The organism is Aminobacter sp. P4_D5 (assembly GCF_056401815.1).
This window is the reverse complement of record NZ_JBFUIP010000038.1, coordinates 1-21,994: the sequence shown is the minus strand read 5'-3', so window position 1 is coordinate 21,994 and position 21,994 is coordinate 1. Positions and strand designations below refer to the sequence as shown.

Below are 21,994 nucleotides of genomic sequence, written 5' to 3'. Positions count from 1 at the left end.
GCAATACGGAATTCTGAACGATGACCACCCCTGACGGCTCGGCCTATTTCCTTTATCACTCGATCGGCATGTATCCCGGCAAGGCCGAGGCCATGGCAGCAGCCCTGTCCGACTTCGCTGCGAGCTGGGGCGCTTTCGACGACGGCCAGTGGATGCGCGCATTGGGCAACCGCCAGCGTTTCATCGATCTCTGGAGCGAATTGATCGGCGCGCCCAAGGGCACGCTGACCTCGGCCGAAAATGTCACCACCGCACTCTACAGCCTGATCGGCGCGCTGCCGAGCCACCACCTTGCCGGACGCCGCGTGCTGGTGGCGGCCGACTGTTTTCCAAGCCTGCACTTTCTGCTTGCGGGACTAGCGCCGCGTTTCGGCTTCACTCTCGACACGGTGCCTGCGCGCGATGGCGAAGCCTGGGTCCACGACGACGATGTCATTGAGCAATGGGGCGAAGACGTCGGCCTGGCGCTGCTGACCCAGGTCACCTCGACAGCCTCTCACCGCTGCGACCTCGACAGGCTGGTCGCCCATGGCCGCAAGATGGGCAGCCTGATCGGCGTCGATATCACCCAAGGGGTAGGYCTGATCCCTTTCAAGGTCGGCGCTCCGGCGGTCGACTTCACTGTGTCGACGACGCTGAAATGGCTGTGTGGCACGCCGGGCGCCGGCATCATCCATGTCGCTGAAGCGCTTCTCAAGCAGTGCCGGCCGGAATTGCGCGGCTGGTTCAGCCAGGACAACATCTTCTCCTGGGATCTCAATGCTTTCGCCTATGCTGCCGACGCCCGCCGCTTCGACCACGGCACGCCTTCGGTGCTGGCTTGCGTCGGCTCGTTGCCAGCACTGGAATGGCATGCCGCACATGACAAGCCGGCATTGCTGGCACACAACCGCAAGCTGGGTGCAGTGATCATCGCGCAAGTCGACGAGATGGGCCTCGTACTCGCCAGCCCACGCGACGAACGCCGCCGTGGCGGCAGCATCATGGTACGGCTGCCTGTCGGGGTTGATACTGCAATGATCGTCAACAACCTGCGCGAGCGCGGCATCTACACCGATTGCCGAGGTCGCATCCTGCGCCTGTCCCCAGGCATCATCACCACCGAAGCGGGCGTAACAAGATTGTTCGAGGGCCTACGCCACCTGTTATAGGTTAGACGCGCCTTCGAGCCATGCAGCCCTGGCCGTTAGCCTGGACTTGCGGGCTGCCGTGGCGTCTAAACGCTTTTATTCCCGGCCAAGCTTGTGTAAAGCGAGGCAAGCCAAATCCCCGCAACAGCCAGACGGGCACAAAGCCATGGAAAAATTCACCAAGCTCACCGGCGTCGCCGCGCCGCTGCCGATCGTCAATGTCGACACGGACATGATCATCCCCAAGGATTATCTCAAGACGATCAAGCGCACTGGCCTTGGTGTCGGGCTTTTCGCCGAAATGCGCTACAATGAGGACGGTTCGGAAAACCCCGATTTCGTGCTCAACAAGCCGGCCTACCGCAAGGCGCAGATCCTCGTTGCCGGCGACAATTTCGGCTGCGGCTCGTCGCGTGAGCATGCGCCCTGGGCGCTGCTCGACTTCGGCATCCGCTGCGTGATTTCGACGTCGTTTGCCGACATTTTCTACAACAACTGCTTCAAGAACGGCATCCTGCCGATCACCGTCAGCCAGGAAGACCTCGACAAGCTGATGGACGACGCCTCGCGCGGCGCCAACGCCACGGTTTCGGTCGATCTCGAAGCCAAGGAAATCCGTGGCCCCGACGGCGGCGTGGTTGCCTTCGACCTCGACGATTTCCGTCGCCACTGCCTGCTCAACGGTCTCGACGATATCGGCCTGACCATGGAGAAGGCGAAGTCGATCGACACCTACGAAAAGAAGGTCGCCGAGAGCCGCCCCTGGGCCTGAGGCTCGACACCTAATAAGCTGAAATACTCAAAGCCCCGTCCCGATTGAAATCGCGGTGGGGCTTTTTGCTGGAGCAACAGGCTTCGGCTGACAGGTCCACTGTGCCATGGCATTGTCGCGCCTCGAGATTCGGAGCGCCAGATATTCGAGCTGTTCCGTGACATCGCAAGTCGGTCTCCAGGAGCAGACAATGAAATCTTCCGCCCTCCTCGCAGCATTCGCGCTGGCGTTGACCGCCTCCTCGTCGGCCCTGGCCCAGCAGAGCGAACCGCAGACAATCCCGTTTGAAGGTGGCAATTTCACCATCACCGAGACGCCGGAACTCGACAAGATCCTTGCCTATGAGGGTAAGGAGCTGGCGCGCAACTACGTTGCCTATTACGAGCGCACCGTCGACCTCAACGGCACCAAGGTCGCCATCTTCGACATCGGCGACGGCGGCAATGCCTGCGGTCCCGAGACCGTGCTCGCCTGGAAGACCGACGCCGGCATCCAGTCGACCGTCGTCGGCGACGGCGAATGCGGCACGCCGCCGGCCGCGGCCACCGGCGATACGCTGTTTTTCGTGCCTTACCTCAGGCCGGGCGCCAGTGAGCCCGTGCGCATCTGGTCACCGCAGGATGGGCTGAAGGTGGCAGGCCAGTTGAGCTTCGTGCCGCAGCCAGGTACTGGCTGGGCCGACATTGTCGCTGACAAGATCACCTATCCATCAGATTTCTTTGACAATGCCGAACTCTACGCCGCCGCCCAGAAGCTGCTCGGCGACGACCTTGAACAAGTGGCGCTTGGCCTGTCGGTGGCTGGCGAGCCCGAAAAGACCGCATCCGGCATCCTGTTTGTCAGCGGTTGCGTGCCGCATGCCTGCGGCAGCGCCGACGCCTTCATCGGCGTCGATGTCACCGGCAAGAAGCTCTATTTTGCCCAGCAAGGCGACACACCCGAGCCAAAAACCTGGCCCGCGCTCGCCGAATGGCCAGCCGAGGTCAAGGACGCCATGACCAAGGCGCTGACCCCACCGCAATAAGGAAAAGACCATATGCGCAAGCTGATTTCCACCGGATCGCCCTTCGAAAAGACCGCCGGCTATTCGCGCGCGGTCGTGCAGGGCGAGTGGTGCTTCGTCTCCGGCACCACCGGCTACGATTATGCGACCATGACCATGCCGGAGAGCGTCGAGGCGCAGACGCGCAACTGCCTCGCCACCATCGCCAAGGCACTGTCCGACGGCGGCTTCGACATGACTGACGTGGTGCGGGCGCACTATTACATCACCGACCGGGCCTATGTGGACTTGGTGTTCCCGATCCTCGGCGAGACGTTTGGCGATATCCGCCCGGCGGCAACGATGATCGTATGCCAGCTCAACAAGCCCGAGATGAAGATCGAGATCGAAGTGACGGCGCTGAGGCGGGGCTGAGGCTCAATAGAGCTGCAGGTTCAGGTAAGGCCTCATTGCCGTAAAGTCGCGGTCACTATGCAGAAGTCTGTGATCATGCTCGATACAGAATGTGGCAATGACGAGATCGACTAGCTTTCTGACGGTCACACCTTTCGACCTGAGGAGTCGGTCATTGGCTGCGACAAGCGGCGCCAGTTCCACGTTGCACAATGAAACCGTCTCGAACTGCCGCATTTCAGCTTCCAGGCGCTTGGCGTGCCTCTCGTCATGCGCGCCGCGCAGAACTTCGACTAGCACCAGGTCACCAACAATGATCGATTGTGGTCGCTCGATGGCTCGGAGCTTTCTGACTTGCGGTGCATCCTTGCTCCGAAGGTTATCAATCCATACGGAACTATCGACCAGGATGCCCATCCCGGCTTAATCCAAATCCGTCCGCATGGCTTCGAGGTCGCCTTCCCAGCCCATCCCGCGCATGTTCTCGATGGCCTGCTTTTGCCGATGCCCACGAAGAAGCTGATGCAAGGCGTCCTCCACGGCCGCCTTCTTCGTAGTGAAGCCGCCGATCTTCATCGCTTCAGCCAGGAGTTCGTCGTCGATGTCGATGTTCGTGCGCATGTTGCACCTATGTGTATGGATCACCTGAAACATACACATCCGACCCCAGAGATTCAAGGCAACCGCGTGGTTTCTGCCTTGCACCCGCGCCCCGCCAAGGCTAGCAAGGCCGCGGTTCACGCATCTTTCGGAAAGGCTTTCCATGGCGACGCGCAATCTTCTTCTCCTGCCCGGCGACGGCATTGGCCCAGAGGCCATGGCTGAGGTCCGCAAGCTGATTACCGCAATGAACGAGAAGCTGGGCACCGGCTTCGCCACCGAAGAAGGCCTCGTCGGCGGCTCGGCCTATGACGCGCACGGCCAGGCGATCTCCGATGCCGACATGGCCAAGGCGATGACAGCGGACGCGGTGCTGTTCGGCGCCGTCGGCGGCCCGAAGTGGGATGCCGTTCCCTATGAAGTGCGCCCCGAGGCTGGCCTATTGCGCCTGCGCAAGGACATGGAGCTGTTCGCAAACCTGCGTCCGGCGATCTGCTATCCCGCGCTTGCCGCGTCGTCCTCGCTCAAGCAGGAAGTTGTCGAGGGTCTCGACATCCTGATCGTGCGCGAACTTACCGGCGGCGTCTATTTCGGCGAGCCCAAGCAGATCATCGACCTTGGCAACGGCCAGAAGCGCGGCATCGACACGCAGGTCTATGACACCTTCGAGATCGAGCGCATTTCAGGCGTCGCCTTCGAATTGGCACGCACGCGCCAGAACCGCGTGACGTCGATGGAAAAGCGCAACGTCATGAAGTCGGGCGTGTTGTGGAACGAGGTGGTGACCGCGACCCACAAGGCCAAATACGCCGACGTCAAGCTCGACCACATGTTGGCCGACGCCGGCGGCATGCAGCTGGTGCGCTGGCCCAAGCAGTTCGACGTCATCGTCACCGACAATTTGTTCGGCGACATGCTGTCGGACGTCGCGGCCATGCTGACCGGCTCGCTCGGCATGCTGCCTTCTGCTTCGCTCGGTGCGCCGGATGCGCTCACCGGCAAGCGCAAGGCGCTCTACGAACCCGTGCACGGTTCGGCACCCGATATCGCCGGCCAAGGCATCGCCAACCCGATCGCCATGATCGCGTCCTTTGCGATGTGCCTGCGCTATTCCTTCAACATGGTGGCCGAGGCCGACCGTCTCGAAGCGGCGATCGCCGCCGTGCTCGACGACGGCCTCCGCACCAAGGACATCATGTCCGAGGGCAAGACCGAAGTCGGCACCACTCAGATGGGCGACGCCATCATCGCGAAGTTCTTCGCCTGATCTAGGCGGCCGAAACGCTACAGCGTCGCGTATCCAATTGGATACGCAAGGGACGCTGTAGCGCTTTTGAACCTGCGCATGATCCTTTCCGAAGATCGATTCCGATTTTCGGGATCACGCGTAAGGCGGGGGAACTTTCACCCCCGCCGGAACCGGCCCCCACTTGTTTTCATGCTTCTGTGACGGCAGCAGCGAAAACACGAAGATGATCAGCCCGCCGACATAGGGCAGCAGGATCAGCAGATAAAACCAGCCCGACAGGCCGAGATCGTGAATGCGGCGCACCGTGACGGCAATGCACGGCACTATGCCTGCCAGCACCAGCAGGACCGATAGGGCAGCCGCCGCCACCGGCTGCTCCTGGCCCGCTGCGAGATTGCCGAGCGCGCCGTCGATGCCAAAGCCGGCGCCCATGAACAGCACCAGTGAAATGGCCCAGAACAGGTAGAAGCCCCAATACTCCTTGCGCCGCGCCCGGCCACGGAAATTGGCGTAGTTGGCAGTCATCCCACACCAGAAATACGACCACAGACTCATCTTTTCGACAGCAGTGCTAACTGCCATTCGGCCGAACTGCTGTGGGGGCTGCGCCGCAGCCGGCGCCTTGACCTGGCCGCGGATCGTAAAGACGTCGCGTGCCTTGCCACCGCTCGGCTGAAATTCGACCTCGGCGCCCTTGTCGATCGGCATGACGCGACGCAGATCTTCGCGTCCAAACGCGTAGCGATTGCCGTCAGCACCGGAAATGAAGCCGAATCCCTGGGTTTCGTCGTAATAAAGCACTTCGCCGCGCATTTTCCCCTCGTCAGCCGTCAAACGCACTCTGTGCAAAGTTTTGGTGCCGGCTGCAAGCTTGCGCTGCCCTTCGCCCTATCCCCCAAGAGGCGTATACGAACGCTGATGCCGTTGCCTTTCAGCCACTGTTCACGACGAGGTGAATCCGATCGAGGCCGCTGGCGGGACAATTCGATTTGAGAACGCTCAACTCATGTTACCCTTCGCTAAAGAAAAGGGCACTGGGTAGGGAACACTGTGATTCGGGTCGCTAGACCTCGATATCCATCGCTAAACAGATGGCGTCGCCGCGCCGCAAGGCCGCCTCCCCTGACGCCGGTTTCGGCGATGCGTAGCTTCTGGGGCCTGATGCGGGCTTACTGGTTCTCGGATCGCTGGAAGGAAGCCTGGGGGCTGACGCTGGTGATCGCCCTCCTCACCGCACTTTCCAGCAAGGCCAGCGTTTGGATGGCCGAAGCATCGGGCGAATTGGTCAATTCCATCGCCTTTTTCCACGACCCGGCCAATGCGGCGCCACTGGCGTCTCTGCTGACCAGCGCAGGTACATTGGTTCTTCTGGTGGTCATCAAGGATGCGGGCTTCACCGGTATCCGGCACCTGTTCTCCACAACCTTGCACCGCAAATGGCGCGGCTGGCTGGATAGCCGCTTCAACGCGGCACTGCTCGACGCTAATCACACTCATTTCCACGTCCAGCACAATGCGGACACGGGCAACGGTTCGGGCATGGCACCGGACAATATCGACCAGCGCGTCCAGGATTCCATCAAGGGCATGACCGGTGGCGCAATCGGGCTTGCCATGGGCATCATGAGCGTTGCCACGTCGCTGTACTTTGTCGGCCAGAAGCTCCTGGAGACCTCGACCTCGGTGCGCGGCCTGGAAATCCTCGGCAACTATGGCAGCTTCGTCCTCGCGCTGGCCGCGGTCGCCGCCTATGTGCCGCTGAACACCTATATCGCCATGAAGCTCGGCGGCGTGATGGAGCGCCTCAGCGTCAGGATGCAGCAGGCCGAAGGCAGCTACCGTGGCGAGCTGACGATCCTGCTCAGGCGCAGTTTCCATGTCGCGGCATCGCGCGGCGAAGGCGTGCAGCAGGCGATGCACGACCGGCTCTATCGCGACATCGACCAGACCTGGGGACGGCTGAACACAGTCAACGCCGGCTACATGTCGTTTGAATCGATCTACGGCTTTGTCGCCGCGCGGATCGTCGCCTATGGGCCGGGCCTTGTTCCCTACATGCACGGCCAGATCAACCTCAAGGGCTACATCACCGGTGCCGAGCTGGTGAACTCGCTGATCAGCCAGTGCTCGTGGTTCATCCAGGTCATGCCGGCAATCGCCACGCTTAGGGCCAATAGCGAGCGCGTCAGCGATCTCGCAAAGGCGATCGAAAACGTCCAGAGACCGCCGGCATTCTACGCAGCCACAGGCCAGTCCGAGTTCAGCTATGGCAACCAAAATGCCCTGTTTGGACTGACGATCCGCAATCTCGAACTGATGCATCAGGGCCGTGAGGCAAGCCCTTTCCTGACGATCGCCAATCTGCGCTTCAGGCGCGGCGAATGGACCTTCGTGTCTGGCCAGTCCGGCTGCGGCAAGACCTCGCTGGTCAAGGCGATCAACGGGCTGTGGCCGTATGGGCGTGGCGCCATCGTCTTTCCCGAAGGTATCAGGTCGTTCTACGCCACCCAGGACATCAAGCTGCCGCAGGTTTCGCTGAAGCAGCTTGTGTGCCTGCCAGACAAGCCGGACGCCCATTCGGAGGCTGGAGTGGCCGTTGCCTTGCACAAGGCCGGCCTTGGCGACTTCATCGAACATCTCGGCGACGAAACACGCCAGGGCAAGAGCTGGGATCAACTGCTTTCAGGTGGCCAGAAGCAGAAACTGGTGGCGGCCCGCATCCTGCTTTTGCAGCCTGGCTTGCTTTTTCTCGACGAAGCGACCGCAGCGCTTGATCTCGACGCCAAGATCGCCTTTCACCAGGTGATCAAGGACAATTGTCCCGATGTCACGGTGATCAGCGTCATGCATGAGGCGACACCGCCGAAATCGGCGATGGGCATCGAGTTCTACGACAGCATCCTTTGCATTGCAGATGGCGTTGGCTCGAAGAAGGCGCTGGCCAGCCTGCCGGCCGAACTTACCACGCTCCTGGCCCAGCCCCAGTCGGGCGAAGGGTCGCGGCTAAGGCTGCCGCGCATCCGGCTCAGGCAGAAGTGAGCCGTCGCTACCAGCGCGGCTGATGGCAGCTACAGATCCGCCCTGATTTCGTTCATCGAGCGCAACTGCCTGCCATCGCGGAAATTGGCGGGATCGAGCCACTGCTCCATGGTTGCGCGGCGGGATGGCCACTCAAACGACAGCATCGAGTACATGCAGATGTCTCTCGGCATGCCCTTGAGCAGCAATCCTTCGCGCAGTGTCCCCTCATAGGTGAAACCGAGCCGGTCGGCGGCGACGCGCGAACGGCTGTTTTGAGCAGTGCACGTCCATTCGAGGCGACGATAGCCAAGCTCCTCGAACACGTGGCGAATGACGAGATAAAGCGCCTCGGTCGCAAGCGTCGTGCGCTGTATCCCGCTGGTAAAGAGCACATAGCCGAGTTCGACAACTTGATGCGCCACCCGGGCCTCCATCAGGCACAGCCAGCCCAGTATGGCGCCCTCCAGATCGACAACCGCAAAAAACGCCCGCTTCGGGTCGGACACGAGATCGTCAATTTGCCTGGAAAAAGCAGCTTCGTCGGCAAACGGCCCGACCTTCATCTCGGCCCAGGTGGTTGCGACGTTTTCGTCATGCGAACGGCGATAAAGCGTCGAAGCATCCGACACACCCAACGGGCGGAGGCTGCCATGGCGACCGTTGATGACTGCAGCTACCGGCACCTTCGCTTCGGCTGGCTTGCCCATCGGCTTCGTCCCGTCGGCTCAATGCATCGAGAGTAACCCGCCGAACATGCAAGGCAACTCCAATTTGACATACACGGCGCAGCTTCAGGCGGCGTGCGCGATTGACTCTCCATACAAACCGGATAAAAGCGGCGGCGAACAGGGATCCCTCCGATGCGCGGCCTCTTGATGGCGMTTTTCGCATTCGACTTCCCCGGCCACGATGCCAACCATCGTGCCGGGCGCGGAACCGCGTCCCTGCTTTCGACCAAAACCATGGCCAAAACCACCACCACCAAAACGGTGTGATTTCCCTTGGCCTGCTCACCCTCTCCCGGGTCCGGCCCGGGGGATGAAGCCCGCAACGGCCAGCGGGTTTTCTCCAAAAGCGAGCGGAGAGGGACAGGAGATTTTCGATATGGGTTTCAAGGTTGCAGTCGTCGGCGCCACGGGCAATGTCGGCAGGGAAATGCTCAACATCCTCGAGGAACGCGGCTTTCCGATCTCTGAGATCGTGCCGCTGGCCTCGCGCCGCTCGCTCGGTTCCGAAGTGTCGTTCGGCGACAAGACCCTGAAGACCAAGGTCCTCGACCAGTATGATTTTTCCGACGTCGACATCTGCATCATGTCGGCGGGTGGCAATGTCTCCAAGGAATGGTCGCCCAAGATCGGCAAGCAGGGCTGCGTCGTCATCGATAACTCGTCCGCTTTCCGCTACGATCAGGACGTGCCGCTGATCGTTCCGGAAGTAAACCCGGACGCCATCTCGCTGTTCACGCGGAAAAACATCATCGCCAACCCGAACTGCTCGACCGCCCAGCTGGTCGTGGCGCTGAAGCCGCTGCACGACRTSGCSAAGRTCAAGCGCGTCGTSGTYKCSACCTACCAGTCCGTYTCGGGCGCSGGSAAGGARGGCATGGACGAGCTSTTCAMCCAGACACGCGCCGTGTTCGTGGCCGATTCGGTAGAAAACAAGAAGTTCACCAAGCGCATCGCCTTCAACGTCATTCCGCACATCGACGTCTTCATGGAAGACGGCTCCACCAAGGAAGAGTGGAAGATGGTCGCCGAGACCAAGAAGATGCTCGACCCCAAGATCAAGCTGACCGCGACCTGCGTGCGCGTGCCGGTGTTCATCGGCCACTCCGAAGCCGTCAACATCGAGTTCGAAAACCCGATCACCGCCGAAGAGGCGCGCGACATCCTGCGCGAGGCGCCAGGCTGCCTTGTCATCGACAAGCACGAGAACGGCGGCTACGCCACCCCGCTCGACTCGGCTGGCGAAGACGCGACCTACATCTCGCGCATCCGCGAAGACCAGACCGTCGACAACGGCCTGTCGATGTGGATCGTCTCCGACAATCTGCGCAAGGGTGCCGCACTCAACGCTGTCCAGATCGCCGAATTGCTCGTTGAGCGCGGCCTGATCACGCCGAAGAAAAAGGCAGCCTAACGACAATGCCCGATGTCGTGCTGCGTCAGGCCAAGGCTCAAGACGCACACGACATCGCCCGCATCCTGAGGGCGGCGCTTGCCGCCTTCGACTGGATGCCCCAGCTGCACACGCCTGACGAAGATCTGCGCTTCGTCAGGGGCAGCCTGCTCACCGAGCAGCATGTCACCGTCGCAACGATCGAAGACAAGCTCGTCGGCTTTGCCGCGGTCAAGGGCGACTGGCTCGAGCAGCTTTATCTCGATCCGGCCTGGACGGGACGCGGCATCGGCAGCCAGTTGCTGCGCCACGTGACCGCCCGAATGACTCACGTGAAACTTTTCTGCTTTGAGGCCAATGCCGGCGCACGCCGTTTCTACGAGCGTCACGGCTTCAAATCGGAAGCATTCGGCGATGGGTCCAGCAATGAAGAGGGGTTGCCGGATATCCGTTATGCGCGCGCTAGCGCTCCTTAGACCGCCTACCCATGCGAGCGAGACGACCCTCCTCCAGAAGGATGGGGTTTCGTTGCAAAACCGCACAAGACCGGCAAGCGGCTGAAACAATTCAACGAAATCGCCACCATGTCGCGATTGAGCCGTGACTCCCGCACCCTCCCCGAAGCACAATGCCGCCTCACCATCGAGGCAAGAGGTACAGGCCATATGATCGTTCGTCCGCGCACCGGCCTGTTGAAACTCTTCTTTGTCATGCGTGGATCGGTGGTGCCGCGCATCCTGCCGCAGATCTTAGGCTTTGCGCTCTATGGCGCGCTGGTGGTGGCGGTGATCAAGGCGCTGAACCTCGATCTCGGCAATGCCGGCATGGCCCCCTTCGCGCTGCTCGGCGTTGCGCTGTCGATCTATCTCGGCTTCCGCAACAACGCCGCCTATGACCGCTGGTGGGAGGCGCGCAAGCTGTGGGGCCAGCTCGTTTTCGAGATCAGGAATCTTTCCCGTGCGGCCAACGCGATGATCCACGACCGCAACGAACTGCGGCCTCTGCTGATGGACTCGCTGGCATTCTGCCACTTCCTGCGCGGCGAGCTGCGCCGCATCGACACGCGCGCGGCAGCACGCCCATTTGTCGGCGACGCCGTAGACGAGATTTTTGCCGCGACCAACAGGCCCGACGCCGTGATGCGGCGCATGGGGGGCAAGATCGGCGCGCTCAAGCGGGCAAGGGCGCTGGAGGCGATGGATTACCGCATCCTCGACGAGCGGCTATCGGCGATTGCGGCACTTCAGGCCGGCTGCGAGCGCATCATGGGCACGCCCCTGCCCTTTGCCTACACGCTGCTTTTGCAGCGCACGGCTTACGTCTTCTGCCTGCTGTTGCCTTTCGGGCTCGCGGCTTCCGCCGGCTGGGCGACGCCGCTTTTCACAGCACTGATCGCCTACACCTTCTTTGGCCTCGACGCGCTCTCCGAAGAACTGGAAGACCCCTTCGGCATGGAGGCCAACGACCTCGCGCTCGACGGCCTGTGCCGCGTCTGCGAAATCTCGGTGTTCGAAGCTCTCGGCGAAACGCCACCGCCGATGCTGGCGGCGGAAAATTTCTTCTATTCCTGAGAGCGAGCAGCGCGGGCCTGAGCGCCGCCGGCGGTTGAATCGATGCCTTCCCAATAATCCATTGTCGCCGATTTGCTGTAGCCTTCGCCAGTCAGCCGGACGCTGACGCGGCCGGATTCGGGAAAGACGATGACATCGTTGGGATTGCGCTCGCCAATGATGAGATAGCGGCAAGCGGCATCGGTATGATTGAACAGCGAGTGCCCGACCTTCTGGCCGGCGGGGAAGCAGACATAGTCGCCGGCCTTCATGACATAGGCCCGCGTGCCGAGCCTGAGCGTCAGTGCGCCCTCGAGGATATAGGCGTGCTCCTCCTCGAGCATGTGGTAGTGCGACGGGTTGGACTCCTTGCCCGGCGCAAGCTCTTCAAGCGCCACGCCGACATGATCGCCGCCGCCAAAACTGGAGAGATGCCTGAAGCTGCTGCCGAAACGCACGCCTTGCGAAAAGGCTTCGAGCGGCGCCGTAGCAGCGGCAAAGGGCTCGGATACACCATCCGCATTGAGTGCGGAAATCTTGTCGGACATGCGCGGCTCCTCCATTTGCAAATGGTGCGGCCCGCTATTCCAAAGGTCAAGCAATGCGCACAGTGCAATCGGAACACCTGCCTGAAACGCAAAACGGCGGACCTTTCGGCCCGCCGTTTTCCTTCGCCAGACAGGCGAAAAATTACTCTGCCGAAGCTTCGGCCGGAGCGGCGGTCGCTGCAGCGATAGCGGCAGCAGCGTCTTCCTGTGCCTTCTTCAGTGCAGCAGCGCGCTCCTGGGCCTTCTTGCCCGGCTCACCCTTGGTCAGGTTCGAGCGGGCTTCGCGCTTGACGATGCCAGCCTCGTCGAGGAAGCGGGCAACGCGGTCGGTCGGCAGCGCGCCGTTCGACAGCCAGTACTTGGCGCGGTCGGCGTCGACCTTCATGCGCTCGCCGTCCTTGGGCAGCAGCGGGTTCCAGGCGCCGATCGCCTCGATGAAGCGGCCGTCGCGCGGGCTGCGGGCGTCAGCGATGACGATGTGGTAGTAGGGGCGCTTCTTGGMGCCGGCRCGRGCSAGGCGGATCTTAAGGGACATTGTCTTACTCCTGAATAGTTCTGTCTTGGGTTTGGTATGTTCTGCGTGTTCCGCCTCAGGCGGAGGTGGTCCTGTCTGAGCCGCCATTTCGTTCGGCGGCCAGCATTTCGTGGTGCCTGATCACCTCGCGGATGATGAAGTTCAAGAACTTCTCCGCGAAATCGGGATCGAGATGCGCGTCGTCGGCCAAACGTCTGAGACGTGCTATCTGGGACTGTTCTCGCGCCGGATCGGCCGGCGGCAGACCGTGGGTCGCCTTGAGCACGCCGACTGCCTTGGTGCAGCGGAAGCGCTCGGCCAGCATGTGGATCAAGGCGGCATCGATATTGTCGATCGAAGCGCGCAGTTCCTGGAGCTGCGCCTGAGGATTGGTGTCGGTCATCGCGCGCTCCTCACTTCTTCTTGCCAAGGCCGGGCAGGCCGCCGCCAAGACCCGGAAGCTTCATGCCGCCAGGCAGGCCAGGCAAACCGCCACCGCCCATGCCGGGGAGTCCGCCGCCGGGCAGGCCCTTGAGGCCTCCGCCGAGACCGGCAGCTTCGGCCTGCTTCTGCAACGCTTCGAGCTGCTTGGGGTCCATCTTGGACAGGTCGGGCATGCCGCCCATACCACCCATGCCGCCAAGGCCCATCTTGGAGGCGAGGCCGCCCATCATGCCGCGCATCAGGCCACCGCCCTTACCCTTGCCGCCCATGGCTTTCATCATGTCGGCCATCTGGCGATGCATCTTGAGCAGCTTGTTGATTTCGGCAGCGTCGGTGCCGGAACCTGCAGCGATGCGCTTCTTGCGCGAGTGCTTCAGGACGTCTGGATTGGCACGCTCGGCCTTGGTCATCGACGAGATGATGGCGATCTGGCGCCCGAACATCTTGTCGTCCAGCCCGGACGCGGCCATCTGGTCCTTCATCTTGCCCATGCCCGGCATCATTCCCATGATGCCGCCCATGCCGCCCATCTTCTGCATCTGGCCAAGCTGGTCGGCGAGATCGTTCAGATCGAACTTGCCCGACTGCATCTTCTTGGCCATCGCAGCGGCTTTTTCCGCGTCGATGTTTTCGGCAGCCTTCTCGACCAGCGAAACGATGTCGCCCATGCCGAGGATACGGTCGGCGATACGCTTGGGGTGGAATTCCTCCAGCGCATCCATCTTTTCGCCGGTACCGATCAGCTTGATCGGCTTGCCGGTGACGGCGCGCATCGAAAGGGCCGCACCGCCGCGGCCGTCGCCGTCCATGCGGGTCAGCACCAGGCCGGTAATGCCGACGCGGTCGTCGAAATTCTTGGCGAGGTTGACGGCGTCCTGACCGGTCAAGGAGTCGGCGACGAGCAGGATCTCGTGCGGCTCCGACACCTTGCGGATGTCGGCCATCTCGACCATCAGCGGCTCGTCGATATGGGTACGGCCAGCGGTATCGAGGATGACGACGTCATGGCCGCCGAGCTTGGCTGCCTGGACGGCGCGCTTGGCGATGTCGACCGGCGACTGGCCAGCGATGACGGGAAGGGTTGCGACCTTGGTCTGCTCGCCGAGCTGACGCAGCTGCTCTTGCGCGGCCGGACGGCGCGTGTCGAGCGAGGCCATCAGGACCTTCTTGCCCTGACGCTCGGCGAGGCGCTTGGCGATCTTGGCCGAAGTCGTGGTCTTGCCCGAACCCTGCAGGCCAACCATCATGATGACGACCGGGGCCGGCGCGTTGAGGTCGATGGCGACGCCCTCGGCGCCGAGCATCTCGATCAGCTCGTCATGGACGATCTTGACGACCATCTGTCCGGGCTTGATCGACTTCAGAACAGCAGCGCCAACGGCCTTTTCGCGGACGCGGTCGGTGAAGGAGCGGACCACTTCGAGCGCGACGTCGGCCTCGAGCAAGGCACGACGAACCTCGCGCAGGGCTGCCGAGACGTCGGCCTCCGACAGTGCGCCACGGCCGGTCAGGCCGTTGAGGATCGTACCAAGCCGCTCTTGCAGCGATTCAAACATTCGACTTCCCTTCTCTCAGCCAACCGGTGTCGAACCGAGAGGTAATGCCTCAGCGCGCATGAACCAAACCAAAAAGCACCCGGGGGCGCACTGCGCTGCCGGGTGTTGGCCTCCGGGATCATATGTACCACTAGGGTGTCCCGGTCGGCCGCTCGGAGTGGAACTCGTCGCGGAATTTGTGGGCTGTAGACAGGAAAACGGCTTGAGAGTCAAGCGCAGGCGCATTCCTGTGACGCTTCAGCTATATATTCCCAGCGCCACACTCAGGCCCTGTTAAGACTTGCCGATTAGGGTGCCGGACTGCCGGGGGGCTGTATGTATTATTTTAGGGTATTTTACCACCATGTGTGACCATGCGGGCGGCTCGCATGTCGTTTCCGAAGGGGGCGGTCGCTTATTCGGCGACGACACGCTGCTTGCCGGCTTCGCAGAGAACATCGAATTCGGACTGGTCGTCATCGACGCCGGTGGCAGGATCAACTACGTCAACAAGTCGGCCGAACGCATATTCGGCTATGACCGGACCGAGATGATCGGCCACACGCTCGATCTGATCATTCCGCCAAGGCTGCGCGGCGCCCACAATGCCGGCATTGCCCGCGTTGGTTCGGGCGGACCGTCGAAGCTGAACGGCAAGACGGTGGAAGTGGCGGCACTTCGGCGCGACGGCAGCGAATTCCCCATAGAGCTCTCGTTTTCGATCTGGAGCGGGCCGAATGGCATCGCCATGGGCGGCATCATCCGCGACATCTCGGAGCGGCGGCAGCGCGACATGCGGCTGCATCGCCTGGCGCATCAGGATACGCTGACCGGCATGCCGAACCGCTTCCAGTTCGACATGCAGCTCGAAGACGCACTGGCGGCGGGCGAAGCGACCGGGATATTGCTGCTCGACCTCGACGGCTTCAAAAAGGTCAACGACACGCTAGGCCACGCCACCGGCGACACGCTGTTGCAGGCATTGGCCGTGCGGCTGCCGGCCGCGCTCGACGCCACCGCCGTGGTGGCCCGGTTTGGCAGCGACGAATTCGCGGTGCTTTTGCCCGGTATCGACAATCCCGCCATTGTCGCGGAAGCGGCAAACAGCCTGCTGCAGTCCTTCGACAAGCCGTTCGAGATCGGCGACCACCTGCTCAAGCTCGGTGTCAGTATCGGCGGTGCGGTGGCCCCCGGCGACGGCGGCGATGCCGAGGAGCTGCTGGCAAGCGCTGATCTGGCGCTTTACCGGGCACGACAGCGCGGCGGCAGCTATCGCATGTTCGAGCCGGGCATGCGCAACGCCGTTGCCGCACGCCGTGCCTTGAAAGACGAGCTTTTGCACGCCATCGGCGCCAGGGAATTCGTGCTGCACTACCAGCCGCAGGTTTGCCTGGAAACAGGCCGCGTGCTGGGCGCCGAAGCGCTGCTGCGCTGGCGCCACCCCTCGCGGGGACTGCTGGAACCGGCCGATTTCCTCGCCGTGCTCGAAACGCATACGGGCGCGTTGACCGTAGGGGGCTGGATCCTCGACGAAGCCTGCCGCCAATCGGCCGAATGGCGCGCCCACGGCCTCCCCCCGATCAGCATGGCCGTCAATCTGTTTGCGGTGCAGGTAAAGGCAGKCAATCTGGCGGAGACGGTGCTGACGACGCTGGCACGCCACAAATTACCGGCCAAGGCGCTCGAGCTTGAGGTCATCGAAACCATCGCGCTCGACTATGAGGAGCGCACTTTGGCGCCGTTCCGCAAGCTTGCCAAGGCGGGCGTCGGTCTCGCCTTTGACGATTTCGGCACCGGACATGCCGCACTCAGCACCATCAAGCGCTTTCCGCTCACCGTCCTTAAAGTCGACCGCAGCTTCGTCCGTGACATGCTCCGCAACCGCCAGGACGCCGCGATCGTGCGCGCGGTACTTGGCATGGCCAAGGATATGGGGCTTGCCGTCGTCGCCGAAGGGGTCGAGACGCGGGCGCAGGAAGCCGCACTTTATGCCATGGGCTGCCGAAGGGGCCAGGGCTACCTCTATTCCAAGGCGCTGCCAGCGGCGGATTTCGAACAATTGATGAAGCGGTCGGCAAAGGCTGGCGGAAAGAAACCGTCGAAGCGGTTTTGACCGAAGGCCCCGGCCGCAGGGGACTCGATCGCGCCGTCATGCTCGCGAATTGTAGCAGATTGACGCCGGGGGATGGTCCAGCTGCCGATGCGGGCTAGCGCTTTGAGCGCTCAACCCTGCCGCGTGTGGCGTTTATGCCGCCCCAAAATGCGCAAAACCAGCGAAACGATCAAAACATCGACATCTTGCAACGTTTTTCCCGCTCTCGCCACATTCGCTGCTTGATCCTATGCGAGTTTTTTGCCACCAGCCCTTGCAAGACACGGGGACGTAAACGCCTTCTTAACGATGACAAGAGAKCGTGCGGCTGGCAACATCCCTCCCAAGGGCATTGATTCAGGCATCAGGAGAACAGCATGGCAATACTTGCCAAGGTGAAGATTTTTGCTACGGCCACCGCCATGCTGGCGGTTACGGCTGGCGGCGCATATGCGGCGCAGTGCGGCAACAACGCGGGCGGCTTCGAAGCCTGGAAAGCTTCGTTTGCGCAAGAGGCGGCGGCCAACGGCATCAAGGCCAATGCGCTCAACGCGCTGGCCAGCACGACTTACGCCACCAAGACCATATACGCTGACCGCAACCAGAAGAGCTTCAAGCTCTCGCTCGACCAGTTCATGGCCAAGCGCGGCGGCAAGACGATTGCTTCCAAGGGCAAGACCTTCAAGAAGCAGAATGCAGCCTTGTTCCAGAGCATCGAGGCCCGCTACGGCGTGCCTGCCGGCCCGCTGATCGCGATCTGGGGCATGGAAACAGGCTTCGGTGCCTTCTTGGGCAATCAGCACACGCTGTCGGCCGTGGCGACGCTCGCCTATGACTGCCGTCGTACTGAATATTTCACAGATCAACTCTATGCCGCGCTCAAGCTCGTCCAGAGCGGCACGCTCGCACCCAACGCCATCGGCGCTGCCCATGGCGAGATCGGCCAGACCCAGTTTCTGCCGGTCAATGTGCTGAAATACGGCGCCGACGGCGACGGCAATGGCAAGATCGACATGGTCCGCTCCAAGGCCGACGCTTTGGCATCGACCGCCAACTTCCTGCGCGGCCATGGCTGGAAAGCCGGCGCCGGCTACCAGCCTGGCCAGCCCAATTTCGCGGCCCTGCAGGGCTGGAACGCGGCCAGCGTCTACCAGCAGGCCATCGCCATCATCGGTGCCGAGATCGACGGCAACTGACAACATTCAATACCTTGTCAGGATGCTTTCCTGACGCTCTGGCGAAGTCGATTTCATCGGCGCATATTGAACGAACCCGGCGGCGACGCCGGGTTTTTTCGCTCTTGCCGAGGAACGAACGATGAACGCACTCAGCGAATTGCCGGCCGATCTCTCGGCTTTCGGCACGGTGGAAGGCTACAGCCATTATCCCAAGACGGTCACGCCGAGATCGCCGGTTCCGGCGGGCGGCGGCCTGCTGAAATGGTACGATATCGCCGAAGAAGCAACGCCTGTGACACGCGAGACCTGCGCCTTGGCGCAACGCTTCCTCGCGGCCGAGACGGCGGCGGGGCGGCTCAACGTCAAGGGCGAGCTGGGTTTTGTGATCCTGCACCGCTGCGGCGGTGATTTTCACTTCCTGCTGGTGAGTTCGTGGCGCAACGCCAACGAGATGTGGGAAACGGTTTACGCCAAGACGGCCAAGGCGCCCGATTTCTCACTGTTTGCGCTGCCCGGGCCGCACCGCGCGACCTTCTGCGTCTGGGAACTGGCAGCGGTCAACCACGAGCGCCAGGCGTTCAGCCGCTATCTGTATTCAACGCGCGATGACGCGGCCAAGCGGGAATACCTTACCGACAGCTATCAAGGCGAGGCCTGAAATGAAAGGAGGCGCCGAAGCGCCCCCAAACTGCCATATATTAGCTGGTCTTAACGGTTGCGTGCGGCCAGCGTGCGCAGGCGCAGCGCGTTGAGCTTGATGAAGCCGGCGGCGTCCTTCTGGTCGTAGGCGCCCTGGTCGTCCTCGAAGGTAACCAGCTTGTCCGAATAGAGCGACTTTGGGCTCTCGCGGCCGATGACCATGACGTTGCCCTTGTAGAGCTTGAGCGTCACTTCGCCTTCGACATGCTCCTGGCTCCTGTCGATCGCCGCCTGCAGCATCTCGCGCTCCGGCGAGAACCAGAAGCCGTAATAGATCAGCTCTGCATAGCGCGGCATCAGTTCGTCCTTGAGGTGCGCGGCACCACGGTCGAGCGTGATCGACTCGATGGCGCGGTGCGCCGACAGCAGGATCGTGCCGCCGGGGGTCTCGTAGACGCCACGCGACTTCATGCCGACGAAACGGTTTTCGACCAGGTCGAGACGGCCGATGCCGTTGTCGCGGCCATAGTCGTTGAGCTTGGCCAGAAGCGTCGCCGGCGACAGGCGCTCGCCGTTGATGGAAACGGCATCGCCCTTTTCAAAGCCGATCTTGATGATCGTCGCCTTGTCGGGCGCAGCTTCGGGCGAAATCGTGCGCATGTGGACATATTCGGGCGCCTCGACGGCCGGATCTTCCAGAACCTTGCCCTCGGAGGACGAGTGCAGGAGGTTGGCATCGACGGAGAACGGTGCTTCGCCCTTCTTGTCCTTGGCGACCGGGATCTGGTGCTTCTCGGCGAAGTCGAGCAGGTCGGTGCGGCTCTTGAACTCCCAGTCGCGCCACGGCGCGATGATCTTGATGTCGGGGTTGAGCGCATAGGCCGACAGCTCGAAGCGAACCTGGTCGTTGCCCTTGCCGGTGGCGCCGTGCGCGATGGCGTCGGCGCCGGTCTTGCGGGCGATCTCGACGAGGTGCTTGGAGATCAGCGGACGGGCGATCGAGGTGCCGAGCAGGTAGACGCCCTCATAGACGGCGTTGGCGCGGAACATCGGGAAGACGAAGTCGCGGACGAATTCCTCGCGCACGTCCTCGATGAAGATCTCCTTGATGCCGAGCATCTCGGCTTTCTTGCGCGCCGGCTCAAGTTCCTCGCCCTGGCCGAGATCGGCGGTGAAGGTGACAACCTCCGCATTGAGCTCGGTCTGCAGCCACTTCAGGATGATGGAGGTGTCGAGACCGCCGGAATAGGCGAGCACGACCTTCTTGACGTCTTTCCACTTGGACATTTGAGCACGGCACCTTTTTCAAGCGGCCGGCTGAGGCCGCGTTTCCCGGGCTTTCTAAGCACGAACGGGCAAGCGGGCAAGGGCGATCATGCCGCTGCGACAGCAGCGTGATCGCCCCAGCTTGCCTACTTGCGCTTCATCGCCTCCAGCAGCGCAGCACCGAAGGCGCCTTGCTGGTCCGCCTTGCTCGGCTGCGGCTTCGTAGAGGCGAACTTCATGTCGCGTACCTTGGCGGGCGCTGCCGAGCGCGGTGCAGCCTCGCCGCCGTCCTTGCGCATGGTCAGACCGATGCGCTTGCGCGGGATGTCGACCTCGACGACGCGGACCTTGACCACGTCGCCGGCCTTCACCACCTCGTGTGGGTCCTTCACGAACTTGTCGGCGAGCTGCGAGACATGGACGAGGCCGTCCTGGTGCACCCCGATGTCAACGAAGGCACCGAAAGCGGCAACGTTGGTGACGGTGCCTTCGAGCAGCATGCCCGGCTTCAGGTCCTTAATGTCGTCGACGCCGTCGGCAAAGGTCGCGGTCTTGAAGCCCGGACGCGGATCGCGGCCCGGCTTTTCCAGCTCGGCGATGATGTCGCGCACTGTCGGCAGGCCGAAACGCTCATCGACGAAGGCGCGAGGGTCGATCGCCTTCAACGCGGCACTGTCGCCCATCAGCTGGCGCAGATCGCGGCCGCAAGATGCGACGATCTTCTTGGCCACGCCATAGGCTTCGGGATGGACCGACGACGCATCGAGCGGTTCCTTGCCGTCACGGATGYGCAGGAAGCCGGCGCATTGCTCGAAGGCACGCTGGCCAAGCCGCGGCACGGCAAGCAGGTCGCGGCGCGTTGCAAACGCGCCCGAGGCATCGCGATAGGCGACGATCGACTCGGCAAGCGATGGCCCAAGGCCAGACACGCGCGCCAGAAGCGGCGCGGACGCCGTATTGAGGTCGACGCCGACAGCGTTCACCGCGTCTTCGACCACCGCTTCCAGCGAACGGCCAAGCCGGTACTGGTCGACATCGTGCTGGTACTGGCCGACGCCGATCGACTTGGGCTCGATCTTGACCAGTTCGGCGAGCGGGTCCTGCAGACGGCGCGCGATGGAAACGGCCCCACGCAGCGACACGTCGAGATTGGGAAACTCGGCGGCAGCGGTTGCCGACGCGGAATAGACCGACGCGCCGGCCTCGCTGACGATGACCTTGGTCGGCTTGGCCCCCGGCATCTCAGACAGCATGTCGGCGACCAGGCGTTCGGTCTCGCGGCTGCCGGTGCCGTTGCCGATGGCGATCAGCTCGACCTTGTGACGGATGATCAGCCGCGCAAGCTCGGCCTGCGTTCCGCGCACGTCGTTCTTCGGCGGGAACGGATAGACGGTGGTGGTGTCGAGCACCTTGCCGGTGGCGTCGATGATCGCGACCTTGACGCCGGTGCGGATGCCCGGATCAAGGCCCATGGTGGCGCGCGAACCGGCGGGGGCAGCGAGCAGCAGGTCCTTGAGGTTGCGCGAAAAGACGCGGATCGCCTCTTCCTCGGCCGCCTCGCGCAGGTCGCGCATCAGGTCGAGCGACAAAGACAGCGACAGCTTCACCCGCCAGGTCCAGCCGGCGAGCGTCATCAGCCACTGGTCGCCCGGAAGCGTCGCGCCGATCTGGTAGGCAGCGGYGATCATCCGCTCGACCGGCTTGACCGGCGAGGTGTCGTCGGCGTCGATCTCGAGGTCGAGCGAGAGCACATCCTCGTTGCGGCCGCGCAGCATGGCGAGCGCGCGGTGGCTCGGAACGTTGGCCCAGCGCTCGGAATGGTCGAAATAGTCGGAGAACTTGGCGCCCGCCTCCTGCTTGCCGTCGACGACACGGGCACGCATCACCGCGCGCTCCTTCATGTGGGTGCGCAGGCGCCCCAGAAGCTCGGCGTTTTCGGAAA

At 62.5% G+C, this 21,994-nt stretch carries 23 protein-coding genes; 13 read left to right on the top strand and 10 right to left on the bottom strand.

The window, feature by feature from the left end:
* Positions 1–20: 20 nt before the first annotated feature.
* From AC1DWF_RS10885 to AC1DWF_RS10870, 4 genes are all read left to right on the top strand, one after another.
* Positions 21–1,151 (top strand): aminotransferase class V-fold PLP-dependent enzyme, encoded by a 1,131-nt coding sequence (locus AC1DWF_RS10885; protein ID WP_476784246.1) that lies wholly within the window; start codon positions 21–23, stop codon positions 1,149–1,151.
* A gap of 145 nt (positions 1,152–1,296) precedes the next feature.
* Positions 1,297–1,902 carry a 3-isopropylmalate dehydratase small subunit gene (gene leuD / locus AC1DWF_RS10880; protein ID WP_476788137.1) on the top strand — a complete coding sequence of 202 codons (606 nt, stop codon included), beginning with the start codon at positions 1,297–1,299 and terminating at the stop codon, positions 1,900–1,902.
* A 190-nt stretch (positions 1,903–2,092) separates the two neighbouring features.
* Entirely contained in the window at positions 2,093–2,926 is an 834-nt protein-coding gene (locus tag AC1DWF_RS10875; protein ID WP_476786893.1) for a hypothetical protein, read from the top strand.
* 12 nt (positions 2,927–2,938) lie between these two features.
* Positions 2,939–3,319, top strand: a complete 381-nt coding sequence (locus AC1DWF_RS10870) for a RidA family protein (RefSeq protein ID WP_476786894.1) — start codon at positions 2,939–2,941, stop codon at positions 3,317–3,319.
* Positions 3,320–3,322: 3 nt separating this feature from the next.
* On the opposite strand, the gene vapC is transcribed toward AC1DWF_RS10870, so the two are convergent.
* Together vapC and AC1DWF_RS10860 are read right to left on the bottom strand one after the other, a co-directional pair.
* On the bottom strand, positions 3,323–3,715 hold the full coding sequence (gene vapC, locus AC1DWF_RS10865; RefSeq protein WP_476786895.1) for a type II toxin-antitoxin system VapC family toxin: 393 nt from the start codon (positions 3,713–3,715) through the stop codon (positions 3,323–3,325).
* A 6-nt stretch (positions 3,716–3,721) separates the two neighbouring features.
* Positions 3,722–4,075 (bottom strand): type II toxin-antitoxin system VapB family antitoxin, encoded by a 354-nt coding sequence (locus AC1DWF_RS10860; protein WP_476788136.1) that lies wholly within the window; start codon positions 4,073–4,075, stop codon positions 3,722–3,724.
* Here AC1DWF_RS10860 and leuB point away from each other — a divergent pair.
* Entirely contained in the window at positions 4,062–5,165 is a 1,104-nt protein-coding gene (gene leuB / locus AC1DWF_RS10855) for a 3-isopropylmalate dehydrogenase (RefSeq protein ID WP_476783577.1), read from the top strand. The two genes, AC1DWF_RS10860 and leuB, sit on opposite strands and share 14 nt — an antisense overlap.
* A 114-nt stretch (positions 5,166–5,279) precedes the next feature.
* Here leuB and AC1DWF_RS10850 read toward each other — a convergent pair whose 3' ends face one another.
* Positions 5,280–5,960 (bottom strand): DUF805 domain-containing protein, encoded by a 681-nt coding sequence (locus AC1DWF_RS10850; RefSeq protein ID WP_476783576.1) that lies wholly within the window; start codon positions 5,958–5,960, stop codon positions 5,280–5,282.
* A gap of 327 nt (positions 5,961–6,287) precedes the next feature.
* Here AC1DWF_RS10850 and AC1DWF_RS10845 point away from each other — a divergent pair, with 327 nt between their 5' ends.
* A complete protein-coding gene (locus AC1DWF_RS10845) occupies positions 6,288–8,186 on the top strand; it encodes an ABC transporter ATP-binding protein/permease (protein WP_476783575.1) in 1,899 nt (632 codons plus the stop codon).
* Between the two features lie 29 nt (positions 8,187–8,215).
* Here AC1DWF_RS10845 and AC1DWF_RS10840 read toward each other — a convergent pair whose 3' ends face one another.
* Positions 8,216–8,875, bottom strand: a complete 660-nt coding sequence (locus tag AC1DWF_RS10840) for a GNAT family N-acetyltransferase (RefSeq protein ID WP_476783574.1) — start codon at positions 8,873–8,875, stop codon at positions 8,216–8,218.
* Positions 8,876–9,028: 153 nt separating this feature from the next.
* Between AC1DWF_RS10840 and AC1DWF_RS10835 the strand changes: the two genes are divergently transcribed.
* The 4 genes from AC1DWF_RS10835 (at position 9,029) to AC1DWF_RS10820 (ending at position 11,857) form a co-directional block, all read left to right on the top strand.
* Positions 9,029–9,163, top strand: a complete 135-nt coding sequence (locus AC1DWF_RS10835) for a hypothetical protein (RefSeq protein WP_476841672.1) — start codon at positions 9,029–9,031, stop codon at positions 9,161–9,163.
* Positions 9,164–9,272: 109 nt separating this feature from the next.
* Entirely contained in the window at positions 9,273–10,307 is a 1,035-nt protein-coding gene (locus tag AC1DWF_RS10830) for an aspartate-semialdehyde dehydrogenase (protein WP_476841671.1), read from the top strand.
* A 5-nt stretch (positions 10,308–10,312) separates the two neighbouring features.
* The gene (locus AC1DWF_RS10825) at positions 10,313–10,762 is read left to right on the top strand and encodes an N-acetyltransferase family protein (protein ID WP_476783572.1); all 450 of its coding nucleotides are present in this window, start codon (positions 10,313–10,315) and stop codon (positions 10,760–10,762) included.
* A gap of 189 nt (positions 10,763–10,951) precedes the next feature.
* Positions 10,952–11,857 (top strand): bestrophin family protein, encoded by a 906-nt coding sequence (locus AC1DWF_RS10820; protein ID WP_476783571.1) that lies wholly within the window; start codon positions 10,952–10,954, stop codon positions 11,855–11,857.
* Here AC1DWF_RS10820 and AC1DWF_RS10815 read toward each other — a convergent pair.
* The 4 genes from AC1DWF_RS10815 to ffh form a co-directional block, all read right to left on the bottom strand.
* Complete coding sequence (locus AC1DWF_RS10815) at positions 11,848–12,384, bottom strand: cupin domain-containing protein (protein WP_476783570.1); 537 nt, start codon at positions 12,382–12,384, stop codon at positions 11,848–11,850. The genes AC1DWF_RS10820 and AC1DWF_RS10815 overlap by 10 nt on opposite strands.
* Positions 12,385–12,526: 142 nt before the next feature.
* Positions 12,527–12,919: a 30S ribosomal protein S16 gene (gene rpsP, locus AC1DWF_RS10810; protein ID WP_476841670.1), complete on the bottom strand. Its 393-nt coding sequence runs from the start codon at positions 12,917–12,919 to the stop codon at positions 12,527–12,529.
* Between the two features lie 55 nt (positions 12,920–12,974).
* Complete coding sequence (locus tag AC1DWF_RS10805) at positions 12,975–13,301, bottom strand: chorismate mutase (RefSeq protein WP_476783568.1); 327 nt, start codon at positions 13,299–13,301, stop codon at positions 12,975–12,977.
* A 10-nt stretch (positions 13,302–13,311) separates the two neighbouring features.
* Positions 13,312–14,898: a signal recognition particle protein gene (ffh, locus tag AC1DWF_RS10800; RefSeq protein WP_476788134.1), complete on the bottom strand. Its 1,587-nt coding sequence runs from the start codon at positions 14,896–14,898 to the stop codon at positions 13,312–13,314.
* A gap of 343 nt (positions 14,899–15,241) precedes the next feature.
* On the opposite strand from ffh, the gene AC1DWF_RS10795 reads away from it, so the two are divergent.
* From AC1DWF_RS10795 to AC1DWF_RS10785, 3 genes are all read left to right on the top strand, one after another.
* Positions 15,242–16,990, top strand: a complete 1,749-nt coding sequence (locus AC1DWF_RS10795) for a putative bifunctional diguanylate cyclase/phosphodiesterase (protein WP_476841669.1) — start codon at positions 15,242–15,244, stop codon at positions 16,988–16,990.
* A gap of 356 nt (positions 16,991–17,346) precedes the next feature.
* A complete protein-coding gene (locus AC1DWF_RS10790) occupies positions 17,347–18,165 on the top strand; it encodes a lytic murein transglycosylase (protein ID WP_476785620.1) in 819 nt (272 codons plus the stop codon).
* A 121-nt stretch (positions 18,166–18,286) separates the two neighbouring features.
* Complete coding sequence (locus AC1DWF_RS10785) at positions 18,287–18,805, top strand: hypothetical protein (RefSeq protein ID WP_476785621.1); 519 nt, start codon at positions 18,287–18,289, stop codon at positions 18,803–18,805.
* Positions 18,806–18,855: 50 nt separating this feature from the next.
* Here the strand turns inward: AC1DWF_RS10785 and AC1DWF_RS10780 are convergent, their stop codons facing one another.
* Both AC1DWF_RS10780 and AC1DWF_RS10775 read right to left on the bottom strand, forming a co-directional pair.
* Positions 18,856–20,073 carry an argininosuccinate synthase gene (locus AC1DWF_RS10780; RefSeq protein ID WP_476788133.1) on the bottom strand — a complete coding sequence of 406 codons (1,218 nt, stop codon included), beginning with the start codon at positions 20,071–20,073 and terminating at the stop codon, positions 18,856–18,858.
* A gap of 125 nt (positions 20,074–20,198) precedes the next feature.
* Positions 20,199–21,994, bottom strand: a 1,796-nt coding sequence (locus AC1DWF_RS10775) for a helix-hairpin-helix domain-containing protein (RefSeq protein WP_476841668.1), incomplete at its 5' end; no start/stop codon positions are given.